Origin of the sequence: Kitasatospora sp. NPDC087861 (assembly GCF_044742585.1) — a bacterium.
Lineage (GTDB): Bacteria > Actinomycetota > Actinomycetes > Streptomycetales > Streptomycetaceae > Kitasatospora.
Genome location: NZ_JBIUUS010000006.1, coordinates 267,324 through 293,543 on the forward strand (window position 1 = coordinate 267,324; position 26,220 = coordinate 293,543).

The 26,220-nt window shown below is 71.5% G+C and carries 22 protein-coding genes and 3 tRNA genes; 15 read left to right on the forward strand and 10 right to left on the reverse strand.

What is annotated here, in order from left to right; genetic code table 11:
* The first annotated feature begins 109 nt into the window (after positions 1-109).
* The 8 genes from gyrB (at position 110) to ACIOJE_RS12175 (ending at position 8,559) form a co-directional block, all read left to right on the forward strand.
* Entirely contained in the window at positions 110-2,125 is a 2,016-nt protein-coding gene (gyrB, locus tag ACIOJE_RS12140; protein WP_400664906.1) for a DNA topoisomerase (ATP-hydrolyzing) subunit B, read from the forward strand.
* Positions 2,126-2,258: 133 nt separating this feature from the next.
* Positions 2,259-4,796, forward strand: coding sequence for a DNA gyrase subunit A (gyrA, locus tag ACIOJE_RS12145; RefSeq protein WP_400775513.1), 2,538 nt, complete (start codon positions 2,259-2,261; stop codon positions 4,794-4,796).
* Positions 4,797-4,946: 150 nt separating this feature from the next.
* The gene (locus tag ACIOJE_RS12150; protein ID WP_280673904.1) at positions 4,947-5,678 is read left to right on the forward strand and encodes a DUF3566 domain-containing protein; all 732 of its coding nucleotides are present in this window, start codon (positions 4,947-4,949) and stop codon (positions 5,676-5,678) included.
* Positions 5,679-5,938: 260 nt separating this feature from the next.
* A complete protein-coding gene (locus tag ACIOJE_RS12155; protein ID WP_280673905.1) occupies positions 5,939-7,333 on the forward strand; it encodes a cyclopropane-fatty-acyl-phospholipid synthase family protein in 1,395 nt (464 codons plus the stop codon).
* Positions 7,334-7,349: 16 nt separating this feature from the next.
* A tRNA-Ile gene (locus tag ACIOJE_RS12160) sits at positions 7,350-7,426 on the forward strand.
* A 138-nt stretch (positions 7,427-7,564) separates the two neighbouring features.
* Positions 7,565-7,900: a DUF6191 domain-containing protein gene (locus tag ACIOJE_RS12165; RefSeq protein WP_400775514.1), complete on the forward strand. Its 336-nt coding sequence runs from the start codon at positions 7,565-7,567 to the stop codon at positions 7,898-7,900.
* Positions 7,901-8,146: 246 nt separating this feature from the next.
* Complete coding sequence (locus ACIOJE_RS12170; protein WP_014137031.1) at positions 8,147-8,275, forward strand: DLW-39 family protein; 129 nt, start codon at positions 8,147-8,149, stop codon at positions 8,273-8,275.
* Between the two features lie 211 nt (positions 8,276-8,486).
* A tRNA-Ala gene (locus tag ACIOJE_RS12175) sits at positions 8,487-8,559 on the forward strand.
* A 115-nt stretch (positions 8,560-8,674) separates the two neighbouring features.
* Here ACIOJE_RS12175 and ACIOJE_RS12180 read toward each other — a convergent pair.
* Positions 8,675-9,442, reverse strand: coding sequence for a DUF5324 family protein (locus tag ACIOJE_RS12180; protein WP_400775460.1), 768 nt, complete (start codon positions 9,440-9,442; stop codon positions 8,675-8,677).
* 193 nt (positions 9,443-9,635) lie between these two features.
* On the opposite strand from ACIOJE_RS12180, the gene ACIOJE_RS12185 reads away from it, so the two are divergent.
* Entirely contained in the window at positions 9,636-10,484 is an 849-nt protein-coding gene (locus tag ACIOJE_RS12185) for a rhomboid family intramembrane serine protease (RefSeq protein ID WP_400775463.1), read from the forward strand.
* A gap of 335 nt (positions 10,485-10,819) precedes the next feature.
* Here ACIOJE_RS12185 and crgA read toward each other — a convergent pair whose 3' ends face one another.
* The gene (crgA, locus tag ACIOJE_RS12190; RefSeq protein WP_280673908.1) at positions 10,820-11,068 is read right to left on the reverse strand and encodes a cell division protein CrgA; all 249 of its coding nucleotides are present in this window, start codon (positions 11,066-11,068) and stop codon (positions 10,820-10,822) included.
* Positions 11,069-11,238: 170 nt separating this feature from the next.
* Here crgA and ACIOJE_RS12195 point away from each other — a divergent pair, with 170 nt between their 5' ends.
* From ACIOJE_RS12195 to ACIOJE_RS12215, 5 genes are all read left to right on the forward strand, one after another.
* Positions 11,239-12,003, forward strand: coding sequence for a DUF881 domain-containing protein (locus ACIOJE_RS12195; RefSeq protein ID WP_400775467.1), 765 nt, complete (start codon positions 11,239-11,241; stop codon positions 12,001-12,003).
* 69 nt (positions 12,004-12,072) lie between these two features.
* Complete coding sequence (locus tag ACIOJE_RS12200) at positions 12,073-12,252, forward strand: hypothetical protein (protein ID WP_280673909.1); 180 nt, start codon at positions 12,073-12,075, stop codon at positions 12,250-12,252.
* Between the two features lie 63 nt (positions 12,253-12,315).
* Positions 12,316-12,978: an aminodeoxychorismate/anthranilate synthase component II gene (locus tag ACIOJE_RS12205; protein ID WP_280673910.1), complete on the forward strand. Its 663-nt coding sequence runs from the start codon at positions 12,316-12,318 to the stop codon at positions 12,976-12,978.
* 5 nt (positions 12,979-12,983) lie between these two features.
* On the forward strand, positions 12,984-14,126 hold the full coding sequence (locus tag ACIOJE_RS12210; RefSeq protein WP_400775469.1) for a class E sortase: 1,143 nt from the start codon (positions 12,984-12,986) through the stop codon (positions 14,124-14,126).
* Positions 14,127-14,163: 37 nt separating this feature from the next.
* A complete protein-coding gene (locus ACIOJE_RS12215) occupies positions 14,164-15,021 on the forward strand; it encodes a class E sortase (protein WP_400775471.1) in 858 nt (285 codons plus the stop codon).
* Positions 15,022-15,122: 101 nt separating this feature from the next.
* Here ACIOJE_RS12215 and pknB read toward each other — a convergent pair whose 3' ends face one another.
* From pknB to ACIOJE_RS12245, 6 genes are all read right to left on the reverse strand, one after another.
* On the reverse strand, positions 15,123-17,261 hold the full coding sequence (pknB, locus tag ACIOJE_RS12220; protein WP_280673913.1) for a Stk1 family PASTA domain-containing Ser/Thr kinase: 2,139 nt from the start codon (positions 17,259-17,261) through the stop codon (positions 15,123-15,125).
* Between the two features lie 260 nt (positions 17,262-17,521).
* Positions 17,522-18,979: a penicillin-binding protein 2 gene (locus ACIOJE_RS12225; protein WP_280673914.1), complete on the reverse strand. Its 1,458-nt coding sequence runs from the start codon at positions 18,977-18,979 to the stop codon at positions 17,522-17,524.
* The gene (locus tag ACIOJE_RS12230; protein WP_280674108.1) at positions 18,976-20,352 is read right to left on the reverse strand and encodes an FtsW/RodA/SpoVE family cell cycle protein; all 1,377 of its coding nucleotides are present in this window, start codon (positions 20,350-20,352) and stop codon (positions 18,976-18,978) included. The genes ACIOJE_RS12225 and ACIOJE_RS12230 overlap by 4 nt, the downstream gene beginning before the upstream one ends.
* Positions 20,353-20,512: 160 nt before the next feature.
* Complete coding sequence (locus tag ACIOJE_RS12235) at positions 20,513-22,138, reverse strand: PP2C family serine/threonine-protein phosphatase (protein ID WP_280673915.1); 1,626 nt, start codon at positions 22,136-22,138, stop codon at positions 20,513-20,515.
* Positions 22,139-22,191: 53 nt separating this feature from the next.
* A complete protein-coding gene (locus tag ACIOJE_RS12240) occupies positions 22,192-22,731 on the reverse strand; it encodes an FHA domain-containing protein (protein ID WP_400664918.1) in 540 nt (179 codons plus the stop codon).
* A gap of 46 nt (positions 22,732-22,777) precedes the next feature.
* Entirely contained in the window at positions 22,778-23,638 is an 861-nt protein-coding gene (locus tag ACIOJE_RS12245; RefSeq protein ID WP_400775475.1) for an FhaA domain-containing protein, read from the reverse strand.
* Between the two features lie 419 nt (positions 23,639-24,057).
* Between ACIOJE_RS12245 and ACIOJE_RS12250 the strand changes: the two genes are divergently transcribed.
* Positions 24,058-24,141, forward strand: a tRNA-Leu gene (locus ACIOJE_RS12250).
* Positions 24,142-24,222: 81 nt separating this feature from the next.
* Here ACIOJE_RS12250 and ACIOJE_RS12255 read toward each other — a convergent pair.
* Positions 24,223-25,371 (reverse strand): sensor histidine kinase, encoded by a 1,149-nt coding sequence (locus ACIOJE_RS12255; protein WP_280673918.1) that lies wholly within the window; start codon positions 25,369-25,371, stop codon positions 24,223-24,225.
* Positions 25,368-26,018 carry a response regulator transcription factor gene (locus ACIOJE_RS12260; RefSeq protein ID WP_280674109.1) on the reverse strand — a complete coding sequence of 217 codons (651 nt, stop codon included), beginning with the start codon at positions 26,016-26,018 and terminating at the stop codon, positions 25,368-25,370. Before ACIOJE_RS12260 ends, ACIOJE_RS12255 begins: the two co-directional genes overlap by 4 nt.
* Positions 26,019-26,220: the final 202 nt, after the last annotated feature.

The following is a 26,220-nucleotide window of genomic DNA, read 5'->3' on the forward strand; positions in this document are numbered from 1 at the left end:
ATCTCTGTCAGTCGTACCGGTAGACTGAGAGCCAAACACTGTTGCTAGTGGCAACCGAGTCTAAACGCCGTGGTCGCACGCCCGCCCGCACGGGGCGGGATTGCGGCCCGTGCTGTGCCAGAGAGGGCGCTTCGTGGCCGATTCCGGCAACCCCAGCCAGACCCCAGACCAGACCGACCAGGCTTCCTACACCGGTAGCAACATCCAGGTGCTGGAAGGCCTCGACGCCGTCCGCAAGCGCCCCGGCATGTACATCGGTTCCACCGGCGAGCGCGGTCTGCACCACCTGGTGCAGGAGGTCGTGGACAACTCCGTCGACGAGGCGATGGCCGGGTACGCCGACACCATCGACGTCACGATCATGGCCGACGGCGCGATCCGCGTCGTCGACAACGGCCGAGGCATCCCCGTGGACATCGTCCCCGGCCAGGACAAGCCGGCCGTCGAGGTCGTGCTCACCGTCCTGCACGCCGGCGGCAAGTTCGGCGGCGGCGGCTACGCCGTCTCCGGCGGCCTGCACGGCGTCGGCGTCTCCGTGGTGAACGCGCTGTCCACCAGGCTCTCCGTGGAGATCCACAAGGACGGCAACACCTGGACCCAGGACTACAAGATGGGCGCCCCGGTGGCCGCCCTGGCCAAGGGGGAGCCGACCGACCGCACCGGCACCACGGTCACCTTCTGGGCCGACAGCGACATCTTCGAGACGACCGTCTACTCCTTCGAGACGCTCTCCCGGCGCTTCCAGGAGATGGCCTTCCTCAACAAGGGCCTGTCGATCTCGCTCACCGACGAGCGCCCCGAGCACGTGGACGAGGAGGGCAAGCCGCTCACCGTCACGTACAAGTACGACGGCGGCATCGCCGACTTCGTCGCCCACCTCAACTCCCGCAAGGGCGAGGTGATCCACCCCTCGGTGATCGACTTCGAGGCGGAGGACAAGGACAAGGCGATCTCGGTGGAGATCGCGATGCAGTGGAACTCCTCCTACACCGAGGGGGTCTACAGCTTCGCCAACACCATCCACACCCACGGCGGCGGCACCCACGAGGAGGGCTTCCGCGCCGCGCTGACCGGCCTGGTCAACCGCTACGCGCGGGACAAGAAGCTGCTCCGCGAGAAGGACGACAACCTCTCCGGCGAGGACATTCGCGAGGGTCTGACCGCGATCATCTCGGTCAAGCTCGGCGAGCCGCAGTTCGAGGGCCAGACCAAGGACAAGCTCGGCAACACCGAGGCCAAGACCTTCGTCCAGAAGGTCGTCTACGAGCACCTCAACGACTGGCTGGACCGCAACCCCAACGAGGCCGCGGACATCATCCGCAAGTCCATCCAGGCCGCCACCGCGCGCGTCGCCGCCCGCAAGGCCCGCGACCTCACTCGCCGCAAGGGCCTGCTGGAGTCCGCCTCGCTGCCGGGCAAGCTCTCCGACTGCCAGTCCAAGGACCCGTCCGAGTGCGAGATCTTCATCGTCGAGGGTGACTCCGCCGGCGGCTCGGCCAAGCAGGGCCGGGACCCGCGTACCCAGGCCATCCTGCCGATCCGCGGCAAGATCCTGAACGTCGAGAAGGCCCGGATCGACCGGGTGCTGCAGAACACCGAGGTCCAGGCGCTGATCTCGGCCTTCGGCTGTGGCATCCAGGAGGACTACGACGAGTCCAAGCTCCGCTATCACAAGATCGTCCTGATGGCGGACGCCGACGTCGACGGTCAGCACATCCGCACCCTGCTGCTCACCCTGCTGTTCCGCTTCATGCGGCCGCTGGTCGAGTCCGGGTACGTCTACCTCGCCATGCCGCCGCTGTACAAGATCAAGTGGGGCAAGGACGACTTCGAGTACGCCTACTCCGACCGCGAGCGCGACGCGCTGATCGCGGCCGGGGTGGAGGCCGGGCGCCGACTCCCCAAGGACGACGCGATCCAGCGCTTCAAGGGTCTCGGCGAGATGAACGCCGAGGAGCTCCGGGTCACCACCATGGACGCCGAGCACCGGTTGCTGCTCCAGGTCACCCTGGAGGACGCCGCCCGTGCCGACGAGCTGTTCTCCGTGCTGATGGGCGAGGACGTCGAGGCGCGCCGCTCCTTCATCCAGCGCAACGCCAAGGACGTCCGCTTCCTGGACGTGTGACGCCGCCCGACCGGCAGCGAACCACGTACCAGTCCGCGTGAAAGGAAACTGACCACCAGTGGTCGACGACAACCGTCCCGAAGGCGAACAGCCCGAGACCCCCGAGGCCCCCGAGGCCACCGCCCAGGCGACCATGCGGATCGAGCCGGTCGAGCTCGAGACCGAGATGCAGCGCTCCTACCTCGACTACGCGATGAGCGTGATCGTCAGCCGGGCGCTCCCCGAGGTCCGCGACGGCCTCAAGCCGGTGCACCGACGCGTGCTCTACGCGATGTACGACGGCGGGTACCGCCCCGAGAAGGGCTACTACAAGTGCGCCCGCGTCGTCGGCGACGTCATGGGCAACTACCACCCGCACGGCGACACCTCGATCTACGACACCGTGGTCCGCCTGGCCCAGCCGTGGTCGCTGCGGATGCCGCTGGTGGACGGCAACGGCAACTTCGGGTCCCCGGGCAACGACCCGGCCGCGGCCATGCGCTACACCGAGTGCAAGATGATGCCGCTGGCCATGGAGATGATGCGCGACATCGACGAGGAGACCGTCGACTTCGCCGCCAACTACGACGGCCGCTCGCAGGAGCCGACCGTTCTGCCCGCGCGTATCCCCAACCTGCTCGTCAACGGTGCCACCGGCATCGCGGTCGGCATGGCCACCAACATCCCGCCGCACAACCTCCGCGAGGTCGCCTCCGGCGCGCTCTGGGCGCTGGAGCACCCGGAGGCCTCCAACGAGGAGTTGCTGGAGGCCCTGATCGAGCGGATCAAGGGCCCCGACTTCCCGACCGGCGCGCTGATCGTCGGCCACCGCGGGATCGACGAGGCCTACCGCACCGGCCGCGGCTCGATCACCATGCGTGCCGTGGTCGAGGTCGAGGAGATCCAGGGCCGCCAGTGCCTGGTGATCACCGAGCTGCCGTACCAGGTCAACCCGGACAACCTCGCGCTGAAGATCGCCGACCTGGTCAAGGACGGCAAGGTCGCCGGCATCGCCGACGTCCGCGACGAGTCCTCGTCCCGCACCGGCACCCGCCTGGTGGTCGTGCTCAAGCGCGACGCGGTCGCCAAGGTCGTGCTGAACAACCTCTACAAGCACACCGAGCTGCAGACCAACTTCGGCGCCAACATGCTGGCCCTGGTCGACGGCGTGCCGCGCACGCTGTCGCTGGACGCCTTCATCCGGCACTGGGTCAACCACCAGGTCGAGGTCATCGTCCGGCGCACCACCTTCCGGCTGCGCAAGGCCGAGGAGCGCGCCCACATCCTGCGCGCGCTGCTGCGCGCCCTGGACGTGATCGACGAGGTCATCGCGCTGATCCGGGCCTCGGCGAGCGCCGACGCCGCCCGCACCGGCCTGATGGGACTGCTCTCCATCGACGAGCTGCAGGCCAACGCCATCCTGGAGATGCAGCTGCGCCGCCTGGCCGCCCTGGAGCGCCAGCGGATCATGGACGAGCACGACGAGCTGCAGCGCAAGATCGACGAGTACAACGCGATCCTGGCCTCGCCGATCCGCCAGCGGGAGATCATCTCCGAGGAGCTCACCGCGATCGTCGAGAAGTACGGCGACGAGCGGCGTTCCACCCTCATCCCGTCCGACGGCGACCTCTCGATCGAGGACCTCATCGCCGAGGAGGACATCGTCGTCACGATCACCCGTGGCGGCTACGTCAAGCGGACCCGCTCCGACCTCTACCGCTCGCAGAAGCGCGGCGGCAAGGGCGTGCGCGGCGCGCAGCTCAAGCAGGACGACATCGTCGACCACTTCTTCGTGACGACGACGCACAACTGGATCCTGTTCTTCACCAACCGGGGCCGGGTCTACCGCGCCAAGGGCTACGAGCTGCCGGACGCCGGACGCGACGCCCGCGGCCAGCACGTGGCCAACCTGCTGGCCTTCCAGCCGGAGGAGCACATCACCCAGGTGATGGCCGTGCGCACCTACGAGGACAAGCCGTACCTGGTCCTCGCCACCCGGGCCGGCCTGGTGAAGAAGTCCGCGCTGAAGGACTACGACTCGCCGCGTTCCGGCGGCCTGATCGCGATCAACCTGCGCCAGGACGAGGAGGGCCGGGACGACGAGCTGATCGGCGCCGAGCTGGTCTCCGCCGAGGACGACCTGCTGCTGGTCTCCAAGAAGGCCCAGTCGATCCGCTTCACCGCGACCGACGACGCGCTGCGCCCGACCGGCCGCGCCACCTCCGGCGTCAAGGGCATGGCCTTCCGCGAGGACGACGAACTGCTCTCGATGAACGTCGTCCGCCCGGGGACGTACGTCTTCACCGCGACCGATGGTGGGTACGCCAAGCGCACGGCCGTGGACGAGTACCGTGTCCAGGGGCGGGGCGGCTACGGCACCAAGGCGGCGAAGATCGTCGAGGGCCGGGGCTCGCTGGTCGGCGCGCTCGTGGTCGACGACAGTGACGAGATCATGGCCATCACCCTGTCGGGTGGGGTGATCCGGACAAGGGTTTCCGAGGTTCGTGAAACCGGACGTGACACGATGGGCGTCCAACTGATCAACCTCGGAAAGCGCGATGCGGTCGTGGGCATGGCCCGCAACGCGGAAGCCGAGGACGAGGAGACGGCGGACGACGAGGTCACGGACACCGAGTCCACCGAGACGGCCGAGGGTACGGAGACGACGGTCGGCGGCGACGCCGGGATCTGAACCGAACCACGGGCCGGTGCCGTCGCGTCCAGAGAGAGGACGCGGCGGCACCGGTCGCCGACCAGTTCCGGGCAATCCCGCCGGGCGCTGGATGACGAGTGACGAAGCAGGGCGGTGCCGCCGCCCTGGTGGGAAGTGCGGGAGGACCAGGTGAGTGGAGCCACGGGTGCTGCGGGAGGACCCTCCGGCGGCCGTCCGGGCGCGCAGGGCGGGGGTGGGTACGGCGTTCCGCAGCCGCCGGCCGAGCACTCGGCGTCCACCTCGCTGATGCCACCGGTCGGCGGCGGGGGCCAGAGCGGCGCGACCTACGGCGGCCAGACGCCCCCGCCGCCGCCGGGTGCACCGGCGCCGGGCGGCGGCTTCTCGCAGCCGACCACGTACGCCAAGGGGCAGCCGACCCCGGGCCGGGGCACCCGGACCAGCGGCAACACCCCGCCCGGCGGCACGCCCGTCCCGGGTGCGGCGCGCCGGCCGGCCGGCCCGCCCGCGGCCGCCGGCCCGGGCCTCGGCCGGACCCGCAAGGCCCGGCTGCGGGTGACCAAGGTCGACCCGTGGTCCGTGATGAAGGTCAGCTTCCTGCTGTCGCTGGCGGTCGGGATCATCATCATCGTGGCCGCCGCGGTGCTGTGGATGACGCTGGACTCGCTCGGCGTCTTCAGCTCGCTGACCAAGACCCTCAAGGACGTCACGGGCTCGGACAGCACCGGCGGCCTGAACCTGATGGACTACGTGGGCTTCGGCAAGGTGATGACCTTCACCGCGCTGATCGCCGTGGTCGACGTCGTCCTGCTGACCGCGCTGTCCACGCTCTCGGCGTTCATCTACAACGCGGCGGCCGGCTTCACCGGCGGCGTCGAGCTGACCCTGGCCGAGGAGGACTGACCCCGGCCGGATCCTGACCCTGGGTCATCTCCCCGTCCACGGACGGAATGTCCGGGCCCCGCAGGCTGTTGCAGCCTGCGGGGCCCGTCGGCATTTCGGGTGACAGACGGCGACCCGCGGCGTGCCGTCCGGAAGCCGGTCGGTCGCAGTGGGATTAGCTGGATGGCGCCCGGTCCACGCCTGGGAGTGCCGCAGGCCGCCCCCGGTCCGCCCGACCGGGTCGGATGACGTTCCGTAGGACGGCTGGACGGAGGCGCGCGGTGGCGAAGCTCGCAGGTCAACTGGTCGAGGCCCTGGACGGGCTGTTGGGGGTCCCGGTACCGCTGCGGGTACAGGTCTGGGACGGCAGCGTCGCGGGGCCGCCGGGAGCCCCCACCGTGGTCCTGCGCAACCGCCGGGCGCTGCGCCGGCTGCTCTGGCAGCCGGGTGAGCTGGGCCTGGCCCGGGCCTACGTCGCGGGAGACCTGGAGATCGCCCCCGGCACGGACCTCTACGAGGTGCTGTCGGCCGTCGGGCGGTTCGCCGAGCGGCCGGAGATCCGCCGCCTCGACCTCGGCCCGCGCGACGTGCTCGGCGCGAACGGCCGCCGCGTCCTCGCGGCCGCGCTGCGGGCCGGGGCGCTCGGCCCCGAGCCCACGCCGCCCCCGGAGGAGGTCCGCAAGGCCCGCGGGCGGCTGCACAGCCGCAGCCGGGACCGCGCGGCCATCAGCCACCACTACGACGTCGGGAACGACTTCTACGGGCTCGTACTGGGCTCCTCCATGGTCTACTCGTGCGCCTACTGGGCGCCGGAGGCGAAGAGCCTGGAGGCCGCCCAGGAGGCCAAGCTCGACCTGATCTGCCGCAAGCTCGGCCTACGGCCCGGGATGCGCCTGCTGGACGTCGGCTGCGGCTGGGGCTCGCTGCTGCTGCACGCGGCCGAGCACTACGGCGTCACCGCCGTCGGTGTCTCCATCTCGCGGGAGCAGGTCGCGCTGGCCCGTCGGCGGGTCGAGGAGGCCGGCCTGGCCGGGCGGGTGGAGGTCCGGCTCCAGGACTACCGGGAGATCGTCGACGGCCCGTTCGACGCGATCTCCAGCGTCGGGATGGCCGAGCACGTCGGGTCCGAGCAGTACCGGGTCTACGCCGAGGGCCTCTACGGGCTGCTGGTGCCCGGTGGCCGGCTGCTCAACCACCAGATCGCCCGCCGCCCCGACCACCCCGGTGAGCCGCACCGCACCAGCCCCTTCATCGATCACTACGTCTTCCCCGACGGCGAGCTCTCCCCCGTCGGTTCCACGGTGGCCCGGCTGGAGGAGGCCGGTTTCGAGGTCCGGGACGTCGAGTCGCTGCGCGAGCACTACGGACTGACCCTGCGCGAGTGGGTGGCCAACCTGGAGGCGCACTGGACCGAGGCCGTCCAGTTGGTCGGCCGCGGTCGGGCCCGGGTCTGGCGGCTGTACATGGCGGCCAGCGCGCTCGCCTTCGAGCAGAACCGGATCGGGATCAACCAGATCCTCGCCGTCCGCAGCACCGAGCAGGGAGCGGCCGGCCTCCCGTCGACCCGCGAGGAGTGGTTGCTGCGCCCGGCCGCGGGAGTGCCGCAGCTGGTCACCGGGGTCCCCGCCGCGGGCCCCGCCGACCCGGATTTGGGAGATCGGCCATCGGTCCGCTAATCTTTCAGTGCGGCAAGGGCCTATAGCTCAGACGGTTAGAGCGCTTCCCTGATAAGGAAGAGGCCACAGGTTCAAGTCCTGTTAGGCCCACCACCGCGAAGGGCCCGGAGTCATGTACTCCGGGCCCTTCGGCGTTTCCCCGGCCGCTCCGGGAACCGCGTGTCCCGCCCGGCTGTTCTCCGGGGAGGGGACGTGTGGAGGGATGGTGACGACGTGGCGGTCTTCTGGGCGATGAGCATTCCCGGACTGGTCTGCGCCCTGCTGGTGCTCGCCGTGGTCGACCAGCTCGCGTTACGGGCGTGCCGGTCGCGCTGGGTGCCGTGGCGGGGGACCGGTCGGGAGGGGCGGATCTCGGCCACCGGCTTCGAGCAACTGCACGCGCAGTTCGCCGCCGGCAAGCAGCACGAGCTGGACGAACGCGGCAGCACCCTGATGCTGCGCGACGAGGAGGGCGAGGGGGCGCCGCCCCGGACCAGGGTGGACCTGGCGGGCGGGAAGGCCGTGGTGGTGGCGCCGTCGAACCGCCCGTCCGACCGCCTGCCGAAGCGCCCGTCGGGCACGCCGTAGGGCCCGGCCCGCGCGGGCCGACCGTACGGCAGGAGGTGCTGCGTCAATCCTTCGTCCGGACCGCCGGGTTGGCCGCAGCGGTGGCTGGTCACGATTGGGACACCGGTGTGTATCATCGGCCGCAAGGGCAGTCTGGCACCCGGCAGCCCGCTCGCGCTCGAAACACAACTGGACTCGTCGGCCCGGTCAGTCCGGCCGGAGCACCGGCTCTTGAGTCCATCAACGCAAGAAGGACGAGGTCCCGCGGTGAAGAAGCTTCTCCTGGTCGCCCTGGTCGCCCTCGGCGGCTTCTTTGTCTACCGTCAGGTCCAGGCGGACCGCGCCGAGCAGGACCTGTGGACCGAGGCCACCGACCCGGTTCCGGCCGGTCGCTGAACCCCGGACGATCTGACGATCGACGATCTTCGGAGGCGCCCGAGCGCGCCTCCCGGGCCGGCCGGCCCGGTCATCCGACCGGATCGGCCGGACCCCAGGCACCGCCCGGACGCCGCCTCGGCGGCAGCTCCGGTCGGCCCCGGGGGAGGGCGCTGGGAAAAGCGCCGGAACCCGGTACGCTAGTGCCCGTCGGCACCCGCGGTGCCGTCGAGGGGCATTAGCTCAGTTGGTAGAGCGCTGCCTTTGCAAGGCAGATGTCAGGAGTTCGAGTCTCCTATGCTCCACAGCACGCGCGAAGCGGCTGACCTGCACCAGCGGGTCAGCCGCTTTCGCGTTTCCCGGCTCACGTCAGCGCCGACCTCAGCACCGACGTGGGCACGCGCGGGTCGGGGCGCCGGGTCAGTGCGGCTTGCGCGGGTCGTGCGGCTTGGGGCGGTCGTCGTCGGGCTTGCCGGGCTCCGTGCCGGGCCCGGCGGTGGCGGGCGGGGCGCTCTGCGGGCCGGCGGCGTCCGGGAAGGTGCCGTTGACCGGTGCCGGGGCCGCCGCGTCGGCCGCGTGCGCGCCCGTGGGCCGGTCGGCCGGGGGCTCGACCAGCCACTCCGGGCTGCTGTGCCGGCGCCACCACTGCCAGGCCAGGACGCCGCTGCCGATCGCCAGCGCGCCGGCCACGGCGAGGCCGGTGGCCCAGCCGTTGCACCGCTCCTTCCTGGCGTTGCGGGCGGCGAGCTCGCTGATCTCGGCCGAGGTGACGTGGCCCTGCAGCGCGGTCAGCGCGGCGGCGCCCCGGGTCTGGGCCTCGTGGGCGACCGGGGTGACGGCGGCGCGGGCCTCCTCGACGGCCTGGGCGACCCTGGGGCCGACCGTGGAGCGGGCCTGGTCGGCGGCGCGGGCGGCGGACAGGCGGGCCGCCAGGGCGGCCTCCTGGGCCCGGTGGAAGGCCTTCAGGGCGTTCTGCTGGGCTTCGGGCGGCAGGCTGGCGAAGGCGTGACCGAACTGCGGGGCGAGGTGCCGGTCGTAGTGGACACGGAGCCCGTGGGCGGCCTGGGCGGCCTTCGGACCGAAGGTGTCCAGGGCGGGGCCCAGACGGTGCTTGGCGCCGTCCGCGAGCTGCACGGCGGTGTCCCGGGTCTTGGCGGCCGTCTCACGGGCCGAGTCCGAAAAGGTCACGAGTTCTCTCCTCCTGGGTGGCGTCCTTTATGCACATATCCACCTGAATGCTGATCATGCATGCTGATTTGCCCATCGGCATGTCGGAGTGGGCCGTACGCGGGGTTCGGAAGAGGTTCCGGGGGCGCCCGGCGCCGGCCCGGCCGCAGTAGGCTGGCGATTTCGGCGGTCGTGTACGGGAAGGGAACACCTCATGCTGACCGGCTGCTACCGGCACCCGCAGACGGCCACCGGGGTCTCCTGCGCCCGCTGCGAGCGCCCGATCTGCCCGCAGTGCATGGTGGGCGCCTCGGTGGGCTTCCAGTGCCCGGAGTGCGTCGGGGACGGGCACGCCGGGATGCGGCAGGCGACCACCCGGTTCGGCGGGGCGCTGGCGCCGGACGGCGCGCTGGTCACCAGGGCGCTGGTCGGGATCAACGTGGTGGTCTTCGTACTGGCCGCCTACGTGCTCGCGCCGCGGCTGGGCGAGACCTGGTCGCTGTTCAGCGCCGGGCGGGCCGTCCTGGGCGGCCCGAGCGGCGTGGCCGACGGCCCGGGCCAGTGGTACCGGCTGCTGACCGCCACCTTCGTGCACCTCCAGTGGTGGCACGTCGGCATGAACATGCTGGTCCTGCTCTGGATCGGCCCCGCGCTGGAGGAGGCGCTCGGCCGACTGCGCTTCCTGGCCCTCTACCTGCTCTCCGGCCTGGCGGGGAGCACCTTCGCCTTCCTGCTGGCCGGCAACTCGATGAACACCGTGGGCGCCTCCGGGGCGATCTTCGGGCTGATCGGCGCCACGGTGGTGTTGCAGCTGCGCAGCCGGGGCCCGGTCGCCCCGGTGATGGCGTTCCTGGTCTTCAACCTGGTCATCACCTTCGCGCGGACGGACGTCATCGACTGGCGGGCGCACATCGGCGGTCTGGTGGTGGGCGCGCTGACGGCGGCCGGTCTGATGTACGCCCCGCGCGAGCGCCGCGGCCTGGTGCAGGGGCTGGCGGTGGCGGGGTCGGCGGCCGTGGTGGCGGCGATGCTGCTGATCGGGATGGCCCGCTACGGCGCGTGACGCCGCGGGGTGTTTGTCCACAGCGGGTGCGGGGTTGTGCACAGGCTGTGTGCCGCCCCGGGTGTGGACTGCTGTTCTACGCGCGTCCTGCTGTGCGGTTTTCCCGTTCCCCGGGGGTTGTGCACAGCTGTGGAAAGTTCGCGGCCGCAAAGTTATCCACAGGCTGGGGAGACTTTTCCCCAGTGTGGATAACCATGTGGATAAGCGTGACAGTCCGATTGTGGGGATAGCCGACCGGTTTCCCGCCCGAGTTCGGGCATGCCGGACCGCCGCCCAGGGCGAGCGATCCGGAGCGGCGGAGGCGGCCCGGGAAGGGCCTCAGGAAGAGCGGGGCGTCACTTCCACTGGGTGGAGACGCCGAACCCCGCGGCGATGAAGCCGAAGCCGACCAGGATGTTCCAGTTCCGCCAGCTCTCGACCGGGTAGCTGCCGCTGGTCACGTAATAGGTGACGATCCAGACCAGGCCGATCAGGAACAGTGCCAGCATCAGCGGTGCGACCCAACTGCGGCCCGAACTGATCTTCACCGTGGCCGTCGTCGGCGGGGTGTAGTCGGACTTCTTGCGGAGTCGAGACTTCGGCACGAGGAGCTCTCCTGTCGATGCGCTGTGAGACCGCGCAGAGGTGCAGCGGGGGGTCGGTAGGCGGGTGGTGGGCTGTGCGGAACGCATGGGACCGCTCCCGCACATGCCACCGGCGTCCGTTAGCGTAGTGGCTCGGCGGGTCTTAAGGAGATAAGGGTACGGTGCCTAATTTGTCGATTCCCCCTCGGCCGACCAGTACCCGCCGCTCCGGCACCCGAATTGTCGGACGTGCCCTGACGTGCGCGGTTTTCGCACTCGCCGGACTGCTCTTCTACATCAGCGCGCAGACCGCCCGCGGCACCGACCTGCGGACCGACAACTCGCTGCTGAGCCTCGGCGACGTGATACGCCAGCGCAGCGCGCAGAACCAGCAGGCGCAGTCCCAGCTGGCCGACCTCCAGGCCCGCGCGCAGGAGCTCACCGGGCAGCAGAGCGGCAACCCCGCCGACGCGGCCCGACTGGACGGCCTGCGGCTCGGCGCGGCCCTGGAGCCGCTGCAGGGCGGCGGCCTGACCGTCACCCTCAACGACGCCCCGCCGAACGCCACCGCGCGCATCCCGGGCGTCCCCGAGCCGGGCGTCAACGACCTGGTCATCCACCAGCAGGACATCCAGGCCGTGGTCAACGCGCTGTGGCGGGGCGGCGCCGAGGGCGTGCAGGTGATGGACCAGCGGCTGATCTCCACCAGCGCCGTCCGCTGCGTCGGCAACACCCTGCTCCTGCAGGGCCGGGTCTACTCGCCGCCGTACGTGGTCAAGGCGGTCGGCCGCACGGACGGCCTGAAGGCCGCCGTGGACGCCGACCCGACGATCCGCACCTACCTCAAGTACGTCCAGGCCTACGGGCTCGGCTGGAAGGTCCAGGAGAGCGGTGACCTGACCCTCCCCGGGTACTCCGGCACCACCGAGCTGCGGTCGGCGGGCGGGCAGCAGTAGCGGACCGGCCCCGCGGTCGTTGATCCCGGGTCTACTCTTGACCCCAGTCCGCTACGTCGAGGGAGCACCATGTACGGCTGGATCTGGCGTCACCTCCCGGGGAACACCCTGGTTCGCGCCGTCATCTCGCTGCTCCTCGTCGTGGGGATCGTCTACCTCCTCTTCACCTACGTCTTCCCGTGGGCGGAACCGTTGCTCCCCTTCGGTGACGTCACAGTGGACGGCGGCGACGGTGCCGCGGCCGGCTGACCCGGCGGCCCTGCTCCGCCACCCAGCCGACCCTGCCCCGCATCCCACGGAGACCACGCGAGAATGACCACCCAGCCGACCGCGCCCCGCATCCTGGTCGTGGACAACTACGACAGCTTCGTCTTCAACCTGGTCCAGTACCTGTACCAGCTCGGCGCCACCTGCGAGGTGGTGCGCAACGACGAGGTGACCGTCGAGCACGCCGTCCGCCGCTCGGGCGAGGAGGGCTTCGACGGGGTGCTGCTCTCCCCCGGGCCCGGGGCGCCCGAGGAGGCCGGCGTCTGCATCGCGATGGTGCACCACTGCGCGGGGATCGGGCTGCCGGTGTTCGGCGTCTGCCTGGGCCTGCAGTCGATCGCGGTCGCGTACGGCGCGGTGGTCGGCCGGGCGCCGGAGCTGCTGCACGGCAAGACCTCGCTGGTCGAGCACGAGGACGGCGGGGTGTTCGAGGGCCTGCCCTCGCCGATGACGGCCACCCGGTACCACTCGCTGGCGGTCGACCCGGCCACGGTGCCGGACGAGCTGGTGGTCACCGCGCGCACCGGCAGCGGCGTGATCATGGGCCTGCGGCACCGCGAACTCCCCGTCGAGGGCGTGCAGTTCCACCCCGAGTCGGTGCTCACCGAGGGCGGGCACCGGATGCTCGCGAACTGGCTGGCGGAGTGCGGCGACCCACGGGCCGTGGACCGGTCGGCCGGGCTCGCCCCGGTGATCGGCCGGGGCTGAGCGGCGTGACCGCGCTGCGTCCGGAGGGGCGTTACCAGCCGGAGGCGGGCCCGTACGAGGGGCAGCCGTACGGCGGCGCGCAGTACGGCAACGGCCAGTACGGCAACGGACAGTACGACAACGGCCAGTACGGCAACGGACAGCACTACGGCGACCGGCCGTACCCGGGGCAGGCCCAGCCGGGGCAGGGTGCCGCCGAGGACGCCTGGGGCGTGTACGAGCAGGCCGAGCAGCCCGCCGCGTCCGGCCCCGAGTACCCGTGGCTGCCCGACCAGACCCTGCAGCTTCGCCTGCCCCTCGACGTCGGCGGGCCGGTCGCCGAGCCGGCCCCGCCCACCGGCGGCCGGGCCGAACGGCGGCGGGCCGCCCAGGGCCGGACCTCCGTGCGCGCGGGCGTGGGGCGGCGCCGGGCGGCCGGCCGCGGTGCCGGGGCGCGGGTGCGGCCCAAGGAGTCCGCGGCCGTGGTGACCGCGCGGCTCGTCGGCGAGCTGTGCATCACGCTCGGCGTGGTCATGCTGCTCTTCGTCTCGTACCAGCTCTGGTGGACCAACGTGCAGGCCGACGCGGCCGCCTCCGGTGCCCGGAACCAGTTGGAGCAGCAGTTCGACGCCGCGCAGGCGCCGCCCAAGCCCGGGCAGCCGGCCCCGGACCCGGCCAAGCCGGAGGCGTTCGAGCCCGGCAAGGGCTTCGCCATCATCTACCTGCCCAAGCTGGGGCTGAAGTTCCCGATCGCCGAGGGCACCTCCAAGCCGGCGGTGCTCGACAAGGGCCTGGTCGGCCACTACACGGGCACCGGGATGCCGGCCGACAAGGCGGGCAACTTCGCGCTGGCCGCGCACCGCAACACCCACGGCGAGCCGTTCCGGTACATCAACCAGCTCGGCAAGGGCGACAAGGTCGTGGTGGAGACCGCCACGGCGTACTACACCTACGAGATCACCGGCGGCATCCCGGAGACCTCCCCCAGCAACGTGAGCGTGATCAAGCCGGTCCCCAACGGCGCCGGGTACGCGGGCGCCGGCCGCTACATCACGTTGACCACCTGCACGCCCGAGTTCACCTCCAAGTTCCGCCTCATCGTGTTTGGCAAGATGACCGAGGAACGGCCGCGCAGCCAAGGCAAGCCGGCCGCGATCACGGGCGGGTAGCCGCCCGCGCACCCGGCACAAAGGGGGAGCACCGGAGATGACGGACGAGACCGCGCAGTCGGCCGAGCCACAGGAGGAGGCCTTCCCGCCGCCCCGGCCCGGCCCGGCGCCCGCCCGGCGCGGCCGCGGCCGCGCGCTGGCCGCGCTCGGCGTCCTCGGCGAACTCCTGATAACTCTGGGCCTGGTGCTCGGCCTGTTCGTCGCCTACTCGCTGTGGTGGACCAACGTGGAGGCGGACCGCTCGGCGGCCGCGGCCTCCGGCAGACTGCGCGACACCTGGGCCGCGAGCCCGACCGGCACCCCCTCGGCGGCCCCCGGCGAGACGCCCGGCGCGACGCCCGGCGCGACGCCCGGCGCGACGCCCGGCAAGACGCCCGGCGCGACGCCCACCGCGCCGTACGCGGCCGGGGACGCGGTCGGCTTCCTGTACGTCCCGGCGATGGGCAAGGACTACCAGGTGCTGATCCGGATGGGCACCGACAGCGGCACCCTGGCCGAGGGCGTGGCGGGGGTGTACGAGCAGCCCTACCGGGCCGCGATGCCCTGGGACGAGGCCGGCAACTTCGCGCTGGCGGCCCACCGGGACGGCCACGGCGCCAAGTTCCACGACCTGGACGCCGTCCACAAGGGCGCCGCGATCGTCGTCGAGACCAAGGACAAGTGGTACGTCTACCGGGTCGACAACACCCTGCCGGAGGCCTCCAAGTACGACACCGGCATCGTCGCGCCCGTCCCGGTCGGCTCGGGCTACGCCGGCCCCGGCCGGTACATCACGCTGACCACCTGCACGCCCGTGTACACGTCGCGCTACCGGATGGCGGTCTGGGGGAGCCTGGTCCGGGTGGACGACGTGGACGCCAAGCGCACCCCGCCGCCGGAGCTGCGCTCCTCCTGAGCTCCGCGGAGAACGCCCGAGGGCCCGTCGCAGTCGTTGCGACGGGCCCTCGGGCGTTCCTGCTCAGGACAACCAGGCCTCAGAACCAGGGGAACCAGGGCTTAGTTGTTTCCCCCTTTGGTGTTGGAGGGTGTCGGGGGGACGGGGGGGAGGGGGTCGCCCCCTTTGGGTGGATCGGCCGGCTTCGTGACGAGCTGCACCTGGGTGTTCGGGTCCAGCTGGGTGCCGGCCGGCGGGTTGGTGTTCATCACGGTGGCGTTCGGGTCCGAGGGACCGGACACCACCGTGAAGCCCAGACCGGCCTTCGTCAGCTGCGAGATGGCATCCGACAGCTTGACGTTCTGCAGCGCCGGGACCTGGGGCTTGTCCTGCGCCTTGTAGACCGTCAGCGTGATCTTCGTGTTGGCCGGGGCCTTGGTGCCGGCCGGGACGGACTGCTGGGCGACGGTGTTCACCTTGGTCGGGTCGTTGGTCTGTGCCGTCTTCGAGGCGTCGACCTGGAAGCCCTGGCCCTCCAGCTGGGCCTGCGCGACCTCCTTCTGCATGCCGACCACGTTCGGCACGGGCAGCTTCGCCTTGCCCTGCGAGACGGTCAGCTTGACCGGTGCGCCCGGGTCGGCCGAGCCGGACGCCGGATCCTGGGCGGTGACCGTCTCCTGCGGGGCGGTGTCGTCGTCCTTGTACTCGGTGGTGACGTTGGTGAAGCCCGCGTCGTTGAACGCCTTCGTCGCCTGGTCCTTGGTCTTGCCGATCACGCTAGGCACCGGCGTCTTGGCCGGGCCCGAGGAGATCTGCACCGTGATGGTGGCGTTCTCGGCGACCTGACCGCCGACCACCGGGTTCTGGGTGCAGACCTGGTCCTTCTTGATGTTGGCGTCCGGGCAGGCGATCTTGTCGCCCTCGGTCACCACGAGCTTGGGACCGGCCGCGGCGGCGGCCGTCTTGGCGTCCGCCAGGCTCTTGCCGACCAGGTTCGGCACGGAGACCTTCGGGGTGTCCTTGGCGCCGTTGCCGTTGAACATGGCCTGGGCCACGAAGAAGGTGCCGACCAGGACCAGCACGGCGGCCACCGCCAGCACGATCCAGGAGGTGTTGCTCTTCTTCGGCGGCTCCTCGCCGCGCCGGCCGCCCTCGCGGCCGTAGCCGTCGTCGGGACCGCCGCCTGACGGGCCGCCGGCGTAGGTCTGGCCGTAGCCGTCGTCCTGGTAGCCGCCCTGCGGCCCGTAGCCGGGCTGTCCGCCGGCCTGCGGCAGGACGGTGGTCGGGCCGCCGCCGGGCTGCTGCGGGAGCACGTTGGTCTGGCCGTACGGGTCGTGCTGCTGCGGGTAGCCGTTCTGGTCGTAGCCGTACCCGGCGGCGCCCATGCCGTACGCGGCGGCCTGCTGGGCGGCGGCCACCGGCAGGCCGTCGAGGAAGCGCTCGATGTCGTCGCGCATCTCGTCGGCGGACTGGTAGCGGTAGTCGCGGTCCTTGGCGAGCGCCTTCAGCACGATCGCGTCGATCTCGGGGCGCACCTCGGGGTCGAACACGGACGGCGGCTGCGGCTCCTCCCGGACGTGCTGGTAGGCCACCGCGACCGGGGAGTCGCCGACGAACGGCGGGCGGACGGTCAGCAGCTCGTAGAGCAGGCAGCCGGTGGAGTAGAGGTCGGAGCGGGCGTCGACCTGCTCGCCCTTGGCCTGCTCGGGGGAGAGGTACTGGGCGGTGCCGATGACGGCCGAGGTCTGCGTCATGGTCATCCCGGCGTCGCCCATCGCGCGGGCGATGCCGAAGTCCATGACCTTGACGTTGCCCTGCCGGGTCAGCATCACGTTGGCCGGCTTGATGTCGCGGTGCACGATGCCGGCGCGGTGCGAGTACTCCAGCGCCTGCAGGATGCCGATGGTCATCTCCAGCGCGCGCTCCGGCAGCAGCCGGCGGCCGGAGTGCAGCAGCTCGCGCAGGGTGGACCCCTCGACGTACTCCATCACGATGTACGGGATGGAGATGCCGTCGATGTAGTCCTCGCCGGTGTCGTACACGGCGACGATCGCGGGGTGGTTCAGGGACGCCGCGGACTGCGCCTCGCGGCGGAAGCGGGCCTGGAACGACGGATCCCGGGCCATGTCGGCCCGGAGCGTCTTCACTGCGACGGAACGGCCGAGCCGGGTGTCATGGGCGAGGTACACCTCGGCCATGCCGCCGCGTCCTAGGACGCCGCCGAGCTCGTACCTGCCGCCGAGGCGGCGAGGCTCTTCCATAGTTCCGACCCTCTCCCTCACCCGCCGGTGAGGTTGTGACGTAGGTGTCCCCGCACGCTCTGGGTGACGCCGCGCGGGCCTCGACCGGTTCTCCGGCAGGGCCGTGCGCCGTCTCGCGGGCGGCAACGGGCACACCCGCTGCTGGCGGATACGCTACCGGTCGTACCGCGCCGGGCCGGAGTCGGCCGTCGGCCGATACCAGACCGGTATCCGGACGAGGGTGCCGATCGTGACATTCGACTCACCACCGGGCCCCCTCCCTACTTGCCGAGCACGGCCTGCATCACCGCCTTGGCGATCGGGGCGGCCAGCCGGCCGCCGCTGATGCCGTCGCGGTTGTCGGAGCCGTCCTCGACCACGACCGCGACCGCGACCGACTGGCCGTCGGAGGTCTTGGCCCAGGAGGTGAACCAGGCGAACGGCAGCCCGGCGTTGTCCTCGCCGTGCTGCGCGGTACCGGTCTTGCCGCCGACCTGCAGGCCGGGGATCTTGGCGTTCTTGCCGGTGCCGTTCTCCACCACCGAGACCATCAGGTCCTGCATCTTCTGCGCGGTGCTCGGGCTCATCGGCTGGGAGAACTGCTTCTCGGTGTGCTTGGAGATGGTGGTCAGCGAGGCCGAGCGCTCCTGGTCGACCAGGTACGGCTGCATCAGGCTGCCGTTGTTGGCGATCGCGGCGGAGACCATGGCCATCTGCAGCGGGGTGGCGCGGGTGTCGTGCTGGCCGATCGAGTCCTGCGCGGTGCCGTCCAGGCTCGCGCTGTCCGGGAAGATGCTCTTCTCGGAGCGGACCGGGGTGTCGATCGTGCTGTTGAAGCCGAACTTCTCCGCCTGCGCCCGCATCTTCTCCTTGCCGAGGTCGGCGCCCATCTTGGCGTAGACCGTGTTGCAGGACTGGTCCATGCCGGACTTGAGCGTGGCGTTCTCGCAGCGCTCGGTGGGGCTCTCGTTGTTCAGCACGGTGTTGGTGCCGGGCAGCTTGTACGGGTCCGGGGTCGAGGTGGCGTCGTTGATGTTCTGGTACAGGCCGTTCTCGAACGCGGCGGTCGCGGTGACCAGCTTGAACGTCGAGCCGGGCGGATAGGTCTCCTTCAGCGCCCGGTTCAGCATCGGCTTGTTCGGGTCCGCGTTGAGGTCCGTCCAGGCCTTGGAGTCACCGCTCTCGCTGCCGGCGATGGTGCCCGGGTCGTAGGACGGGGTGGAGACCAGGGCCAGGATCGCGCCGGTCTTCGGGTCCAGCGCGACGGCGGCGCCCTTCTTGTCGCCCAGGCCGTCCCAGGCGGCCTTCTGGGCCTTGGCGTTGATCGTCGTGACGACGTCGCCGCCGCGCTTCTGCTCGCCGGTCAGCATGTCCAGGGTGTTGCGGAAGAACAGCCGGTCGTCGGTGCCGGAGAGGATGCCGTCCTCCAGGCTCTCCAGCTGGTTGGAGCCGAAGACCTGGGAGGAGTAGCCGGTGACCGGGGCGTACATCGGGCCGTCGACCCAGGAGCGCTTGTACTTGTAGCGCAGGCCGTTGACGAAGTCGGACTTCGTGACCGGCTGGCCGCCGACGATGATGTTGCCGCGCGGGTGGGCGTATCGGTCGTACTGCTGGCGCTTGTTGTTCTTGTTGGTGGCCCAGGACTCGGCCTGGACGCCCTGCACCCAGTTGGTGCGCACCATCAGGGCCAGGATCAGGACGAGGCAGAAGATCGAGACCCGGCGGATCGGCTTGTTCATCGGGCGGGTCCTCCCTGGCCCTCGGTGGCCGGGGCCGGTTCGACCCCGGGTCGTCGCGCGCTGTCGCTGATCTTCAGCAGGATCGCGATCAGCGCCCAGTTGGCGACCACGGACGAACCGCCCTGGGCGAGGAACGGCATGGTCATACCGGTCAGCGGGATCAGTCCGGTGACGCCGCCGGCCACGACGAAGACCTGGATCGCCATCGCCGAGGCGAGGCCGACGGCGAACAGCTTGCCGAACGGGTCGCGGGCGGCGAGGGCGGTGCGCAGGCCGCGCTGCACCAGCAGCGCGTACAGCAGGAAGATCGCCATCAGGCCGGCCAGCCCGAGTTCCTCGCCGAACGAGCCCAGGATGAAGTCGCTCTTGGCGGCGAAGTTGATCAGCCAGGAGCGGCCCTGGCCGAGGCCCGAGCCGGTCACCCCGCCGGAGCCGAGCGCCATCAGCGACTGGCCGATCTGCTCGGTGGCGCCCGTCGGCGGGTGCGGGCCGAAGGCGGCCATCGGGTCCAGCCAGGCGTCGATGCGGACCTTGACGTGGCTGGTGGTCATGGCGACCGCGACCGCGCCGCCGACCGACATCAGCAGGCCGAACAGGATCCAGCTGGTCCGCTCGGTGGCGACGTAGAGCATCACCACGAACAGGCCGAAGAACAGGAAGGACGTGCCGAGGTCGTTCTCGAAGATCAGGATCAGCAGGCTGAGCAGCCAGATGACGACGATCGGGCCGAGGTCGCGGCCGCGCGGCAGGTACAGGCCCATGAAGCGGCGGCTGGCCAGCGCCAGCGCGTCCCGCTTGACCATCAGGTAGCCGGCGAAGAACACGGTCAGGATGATCTTGGCGAACTCGCCGGGCTGGATGGAGAAGCCGCCCAGCCGGATCCAGATCTTGGCGCCGAAGTCCTCCGCCCGGGCCGGGAAGAAGGCCGGCGCGGCGAGCAGGACCAGGGCCGCCACCATCGAGATGTACGTGTAGCGCTGGAGCACCCGGTGGTCCTTCAGGAAGACCATCACGGCGATGAACAGCCCGATCCCGAGGGCCGACCAGATCAGCTGGTTCCGGGCCGCCGGGAAGTTGGCGGTCAACAGCTTGCCGGCCTTGTCGAGCCGCCAGATCATCACCACGCCGAGCCCGTTCAGCAGGGTGGCGATCGGCAGTATCAGTGGGTCCGCGTACGGCGCGAAGCGGCGCACCAGCAGGTGTGCGATCAGGGCCAGCGCGCCCATGCCGAGGCCGTAGCCGAGCATGCCGGCGGGCAGTGCGGAGTCCATCGCGAGGCCCACGTTGGCGTACGCGAGGATCGGCAGCACGACGGCGAAGGCCAGCAGGGCCAGCTCGGTGTTGCGCCGGTTCGGCGCGCCCTGCGGGGAGATGGTGGTGTTGCCCCGGCGTCGGCCGGTGGCGCGCTCGGCCGCCGTCCGGCGTCGGCCGGCCCGGCCGGAGTCGCCGCTCAGGTCGTAGGTGCTCACGTGGTGACCGCTCCCTGACGGCCGGCAGCCCCGCTCGGGGCGGGCCTATGTCGGATCACGGAGGTCACTGCTTCGGGCAGGAGTCGGCCCGGCTGCGCTCCTCCTCGGTCAGCCCGGGCAGCTCGCCGGTCGAGCCGGTGTTCGGCGCGGTGGCGTTCGGCGCGGGGGCCGGCGTGCTCGGGGCGGTCGGGGTCGGGGTGGCCTGGGGGGTGCTGGTGGGGGCCGCCGCCGCCGGGCCGCGGGTCTTCTCGCCCGGGGTGGGCGTGGTGGCCAGGAACGCGGCGTGGGTGGCCTGCGTCGTCTGGGGGGTGCCCTGCGCGGCCGGGTTGGCCCGGGCGTCGGCGACCTTCTTGCAGAGCTTGACCCAGCCGTCGAGCTCCTGGACGGTCGTGTTGGCGTCGTTCAGGCTGCCGACCGAGATGGTCTTGCCGAGGTGGCCGCGCTGGTCCTGCGGCAGGTACCGGAGCTCGACGTCCTTGTACGAGGTGTGCACCGAGGACAGGCTCAGGCCGGCCAGGTTCTGGTTGATGCCCTGGTAGACCGCGACGTGGTCGCCGTCCTCGCCGACGTAGTACTGGTCCTGGGTCCACTGGTAGCCGAAGAACCCGGCGCCGCCGAGCAGGCCGAGGGTGACCAGGACGGCGAGCGAGACGGTGAGGCCCCGGCGCCTGCGCTTCGGGGGCGCCTCCTCGTCGAACTCCTCGGTGCCGTACACCGAGGGCTCGCCGGAGCCGTAGCCGTCGTACTCCCCCTCGTAGCCCTCGGCGGGGCCGAAGCCGCCCTGGGCGGCGCCGTAGCCCTCGGCCGGGCCGAAGGCGCCCTGCGGGGCGCGCCCGAGGCCGGCCGCGCGGCCGGCCGGGGTGTCGGCGATCGAGCGGTCCGCGGCGGTCGAGGACGGCGGGGTGTCGGCGACCGCGCCGACCACCACCGGGACGTCGTTGAACTGGCCGCTCATGGTGTCCGTGGCACCGACGTCGATGACGTCCGCCACGATGCAGGTGATGTTGTCCGGACCGCCGCCGCGCAGCGCGAGCTGGATCAGCTCCTGCACGGTCTGCTCGGGCGAGTAGTAGCTGCCGAGGGTGTCCTGGAGGGTCTGGTGGCTGACCGGGCCGGAGAGGCCGTCGGAGCAGATCAGGTAGCGGTCGCCGGCGCGGACCTCGCGGATCGACAGGTCGGGCTCGACCTGGCCGCGGCCGTCGAGCGCCCGCATCAGCAGCGAGCGCTGCGGATGGGTCTCGGCCTCCTCCGGCGTGATCCGGCCCTCGTCGACCAGGCGCTGCACCCAGGTGTGGTCCTGGGTGATCTGCACCAGCGAACCGTCACGCAGCAGGTAGGCGCGGGAGTCGCCGACGTGCACCAGGCCCATCCGCTGGCCCGTCCAGAGCATGGCGGTCAGCGTGCAGCCCATGCCCTCCAGCTGCGGGTCCTCCTCGACCATCTGCCGGAGCCGGTCGTTGGCGCCCTGGACGGCGTTGCCCAGCAGGGTCAGCAGGTCGGCGCCCGGCACGTCCTCGTCCAGCCGGACGATCGAGCCGAGCACCTCGGAGGACGCGACCTCGCCGGCCGCCGCGCCGCCCATGCCGTCGGCCACGGCCAGCAGCCGCGGCCCGGCGTAGCCGGAGTCCTCGTTCCCCTCCCGGATCAGTCCCTTGTGGGAGCCGGCGGCGAAGCGCAGCACCAGGGTCATGCGACCTGTGCCCCCCTCTGGGTCATGGACGGGATGCTGTCCCTCATGCGCTACTACTTCCGCAGTTCGATGACGGTCCTGCCGATACGGATCGGCATGCCCGGCTGGAGCGGGGTGGGCGCGGTCAGGCGCTGCCGGTCCAGATAGGTGCCGTTGGTGGAGCCTAGATCCTCGACCGTCCACTGCCCAGTCTGATCCGGATAGATCCTGGCATGCCGGGAGGACGCGTAGTCGTCGTCCAGCACGATGGTGGAGTCGTGCGCACGGCCCAGGGTGATGGTCTGGCCCTGGAGTGCGACGGTGGTGCCGGCCAGTGAGCCCTGCACCACCACGAGCTGGGTCGGGGCGCCGCGGCGGCGGCCACCGCCCTGGGTCTGGCCCGCGGCGGCGGCGGCCGGGGCGGGCGTGGCGCGCCCGGTGGCGGCCGTGGTGGCGGCACCGCCCGAGGGCGCAGCGGCGCCGCGACGGGAGGACCGGGGGTTCACCTTGGTCCCGAACAGGTCGCTGCGGATCACCTGGATCGCGACGATGACGAACAGCCACAGCACGGCCAGGAAGCCCAGCCGCATGACCGTGAGGGTCAGTTCTGACATGGCCGGCCCGCCTGTCGGTGAGCGAGGCGCGCGAACAACTCGGACACTACCCTTCGACCTGTCGGTAGACGATGGTGGTGGAGCCCACGACGATGCGGGAGCCGTCGCGGAGCGTAGCGCGCTGGGTGTGCTGGCCGTCCACCACGATGCCGTTGGTGGATCCCAGGTCGAGCACCATCGAAGGGGTGCCGGGGCGGATCTCGGCGTGCTTGCGGGAGACCCCGGGGTCGTCGATCCGCACGTCCGCCTCGGTCGAGCGGCCGAGCACGCAGGCCGCGCCGGTGATCTGGTGGCGGGCGCCGTTCACCTCGATCCAGCGGCGGACCGAGGCGCCGTGGCCGGAGCCGGGGAACGCGCGGACGTTGCCGCCGGACGTCGCGGGCGGGCCAGGGGGCATCGCCGGGGGCGCGGCCGGTGGCGGCGGGGGCGCGTTGAACTGGCCGGCGCCCTGCTGCTGCCACGGTGCGCCGGGGGCCGGGGCGGCCGGCTGGCGGTCGTAGCCGGGCTGCTGCGGGGCGTACTGCTGCTGTTCCTCGGCGGCCAGGGTGCGGCTGCGCACCCGGTACAGCCCGGTGTCCAGGTCGTCGGCCTTCTCCAGGTTCACCTGGAGCGGGCCCATGAAGCTGTACCGCTGGGCCTCCGCGTACTCGCGGACCATGCCGGCCAGCTCGGTGCCCAGCTGCCCGGAGTAGGGGCTGAGCCGCTCGTGGTCGTGCGGGCTCAACTCGACGATGAAGTCGTTCGGCACGACGGTGCGGTCGCGGTTCCAGATGCTCGCGTTGTTGTCGCACTCGCGCTGCAGCGCCCCGGCGATCTCCACGGGCTGGACCTCGGACTTGAACACCTTGGCGAAGGTGCCGTTGACGAGACCCTCAAGTCGCTGCTCGAACTTCTTCAGCACTCCCATGGGGCACCCCCTTCCAGGGTTCGTTCGCCTGCCTGCCGACCGGATCCCACCCGGGAGTCGGTCGTGCCTACTTGCGGTACTTCCGTACTGATCGTATCCACGCCGGGCCCTTCCGTACGGTTCCCGGACAGCGTGGTGCCCGGGGGTGGGCTCGGACACACAGGGTGACGCATACCGGGTACGGCACGCCAGGTGTGCCCGTCCGGACGGGCTCCCATCCCTCGCTCACCCGTTCGTCGTGCATCCGTTCGGATGCGGTTCGGCCCGCCGAAGAACGGATTCGGAGCGGTCCCCCGGGTCGTGCTACTGTTTTCCACGTCGGAAGGGCCGCCCGCAAGGGAAGCCGCTCCAAGGAAACGCGAAGACCACATGGTACCGAGCGGTTCCGAAGATCGGTCGGCAACGAAGACGACACCCATGCGCGGGTGGCGGAATAGGCAGACGCGCTGGATTCAGGTTCCAGTGCCCGAAAGGGCGTGGGGGTTCAACTCCCCCCTCGCGCACAGCGAAGCCCCGCAGATCTACGGATCTGCGGGGCTTTCTCGTTGTTCCGTCCGCGGTTCCGGGTGCGGTGCCACACAGGATCAGGAACGGGTGGCGGGCAGCTCGGCGCGGACCTCGAAGCCGCCGTCCGGGGTGGGGCCGGCGGTGAGGGTGCCGCCCAGCAGCTGGGCGCGCTCGCGCAGGCCGACCAGGCCGTGGCCGCCGCCCGGCAGCGTCTCGGCCGGGTGGACCGGCGGTGCGTCGTTGCGGACCTCGACCCGCAGCCGGCGCCCCTTCGCCCGGACCTTCACGTGCACGGCCGCCTCCGGCGCGTACTTGGTGATGTTGGTGAGCGCCTCCTGGACGGTGCGGTAGGCGGCCCGCTCGACCGCCTCCGGCCACGGGCGGTCACCGGGGTTCAGTTCGGTGTCGGCGGCCAGCCCGCTCTCCGCGATCAGCCGGGGCAGGTCGGCCAGCCGGGGCTGCGGCGCGAGCGGGGCGTCGGGGCGCGCTCCGGCGGTGCCGCGCAGCACCCCGACCATCTGGCGCAGCTCGTCGAGGGTGCGGACGGCCAGCTCGCGGATGGTGCGGGCGGTGGTCGCGGCGGCCGGGTCGCCGGTGCTCACCTGGAGCGCGCCGGCCTGGATGCTGATCAGGCTGACCTGGTGCGAGACCACGTCGTGCATCTCGCGGGCGAGCCGGCCGCGCTCGTCGAGCAGCACCCGCTCGGCGAGCAGCCGGCTCTCCCGCTCCTGGCCGCGGGTCAGCTCGTCGAGCCGGGCGGCCAGCTCCCGCCGGGTGCGGGAGAGCAGCCCGGTGGCGGCCGGGCCGGCGGCCAGCATCACCGACTGGATGGCGTAGAGCGCGGTGTCCCGGCTGAGTTCGAGGGTCTGCCCGGACAGCGGCCAGTGGAAGAACTCGACCAGCGTGAACAGGGTCGCGCAGGGGATGACGACCCGGCGGCGGGAGCGCTCGGCGGCCACCGTGTACACGGCGGTGATCGGGGCCAGCCAGATGTCGTCGACGTAGCTGCCGGGCATGGTGAGCAGCAGCACCGCCACCGGGAAGCGGCGGCGCCAGAACAGTGAGACGGCGGCCAGCACGGAGAGTGCGAGCTGCCACCACGGGGTGCCCCGGGCGACCAGGGCGGCGTCCAGCAGGGAGTACAGGACGGGCAGCAGCAGCATCAGCCAGGGTGCGGTGCACCAGGCCGGGAGCCGTCTGGACGGCAGCTGTTCGGTGGCCGTCATGCCCCGTCGCCGGGTTTCGGCCGGACCAGCCCGGCCCGGTGGGCGAGCACCGCCGCCTGGACCCGGTTGGCCGCGCCGAGCTTGCCGAGGATCGCGCTGATGTGGTCCTTGACGGTGCCGGTGCCGAGGAAGAGGCGGTCGGCGATCTCGGCGTTGGACAGGCCCTCGCCGAGCAGGGCCAGCACGTCCAGCTCCCGCCCGGTCAGGGTGCGGGCGAGCGAGGTGGCCTCGGCGTCCGGGCCGCCGCCGTCCACGTAGCCGCCGATCACGGTGCGGGTGACGGTCGGGGACAGGATGTTGCCGCCCGCCGCGAGCACCCGGACGGCGTGGACCAGCTGCTCGGGGGCGGTGTCCTTGAGCAGGAAGCCGGCGGCGCCGGCCCGCAGTGCGGTGCCTATGTACTCGTCGGTGTCGAAGGTGGTGAGCATCGCCACGGCGGGCGGGTCCGGCAGGGCACGCAGGCGGCGCAGCACCGAGATGCCGTCGAGGTCCGGCATCCGGATGTCGAGCAGCACCACGTGCGGGCGCAGGCGCTGGACGAGCTCCTCGGCCTGGCCGCCGGAGCAGTCGCCGACCACCTCCAGGTCGGGGGCTGAGCCGACGATGAGGCCGAGGCCGGAACGGACCAGGATCTCGTCGTCCACGATCAGCACACGGGTGTCGGTGATGGTGCCTCCTCGGTTCGGGCGGCCGGGCTCGGGCGGTCCGCGCGGGTCGTTTCGAGGGTAGGGGTAGCCGGGGCGGGGCGCCGAACGGATGGCGGGTCTGCACCCCCGCCGTTCGGCGGGGGTGGGAATCCGCTACCCGGTTCACGCAATTCTCAGGCCGGGTGGGGAACCATGGAGTTGG

Bases quoted from the DNA above. Each gene is read 5' to 3' on its own strand.
- ACIOJE_RS12255 (WP_280673918.1), bottom strand. From the start codon at position 25,371: ATGACGGCCACCGAACAGCTGCCGTCCAGACGGCTCCCGGCCTGGTGC.
- ACIOJE_RS12200 (WP_280673909.1), top strand. From the start codon at position 12,073: ATGTACGGCTGGATCTGGCGTCACCTCCCGGGGAACACCCTGGTTCGC.
- ACIOJE_RS12215 (WP_400775471.1), top strand. From the start codon at position 14,164: ATGACGGACGAGACCGCGCAGTCGGCCGAGCCACAGGAGGAGGCCTTC.
- ACIOJE_RS12245 (WP_400775475.1), bottom strand. From the start codon at position 23,638: ATGGGAGTGCTGAAGAAGTTCGAGCAGCGACTTGAGGGTCTCGTCAAC.
- ACIOJE_RS12225 (WP_280673914.1), bottom strand. From the start codon at position 18,979: ATGAACAAGCCGATCCGCCGGGTCTCGATCTTCTGCCTCGTCCTGATC.
- ACIOJE_RS12240 (WP_400664918.1), bottom strand. From the start codon at position 22,731: ATGTCAGAACTGACCCTCACGGTCATGCGGCTGGGCTTCCTGGCCGTG.
- ACIOJE_RS12205 (WP_280673910.1), top strand. From the start codon at position 12,316: ATGACCACCCAGCCGACCGCGCCCCGCATCCTGGTCGTGGACAACTAC.
- gyrA (WP_400775513.1), top strand. From the start codon at position 2,259: ATGCGGATCGAGCCGGTCGAGCTCGAGACCGAGATGCAGCGCTCCTAC.
- ACIOJE_RS12165 (WP_400775514.1), top strand. From the start codon at position 7,565: ATGAGCATTCCCGGACTGGTCTGCGCCCTGCTGGTGCTCGCCGTGGTC.
- ACIOJE_RS12185 (WP_400775463.1), top strand. From the start codon at position 9,636: ATGCTGACCGGCTGCTACCGGCACCCGCAGACGGCCACCGGGGTCTCC.
- pknB (WP_280673913.1), bottom strand. From the start codon at position 17,261: ATGGAAGAGCCTCGCCGCCTCGGCGGCAGGTACGAGCTCGGCGGCGTC.
- ACIOJE_RS12235 (WP_280673915.1), bottom strand. From the start codon at position 22,138: ATGACCCTGGTGCTGCGCTTCGCCGCCGGCTCCCACAAGGGACTGATC.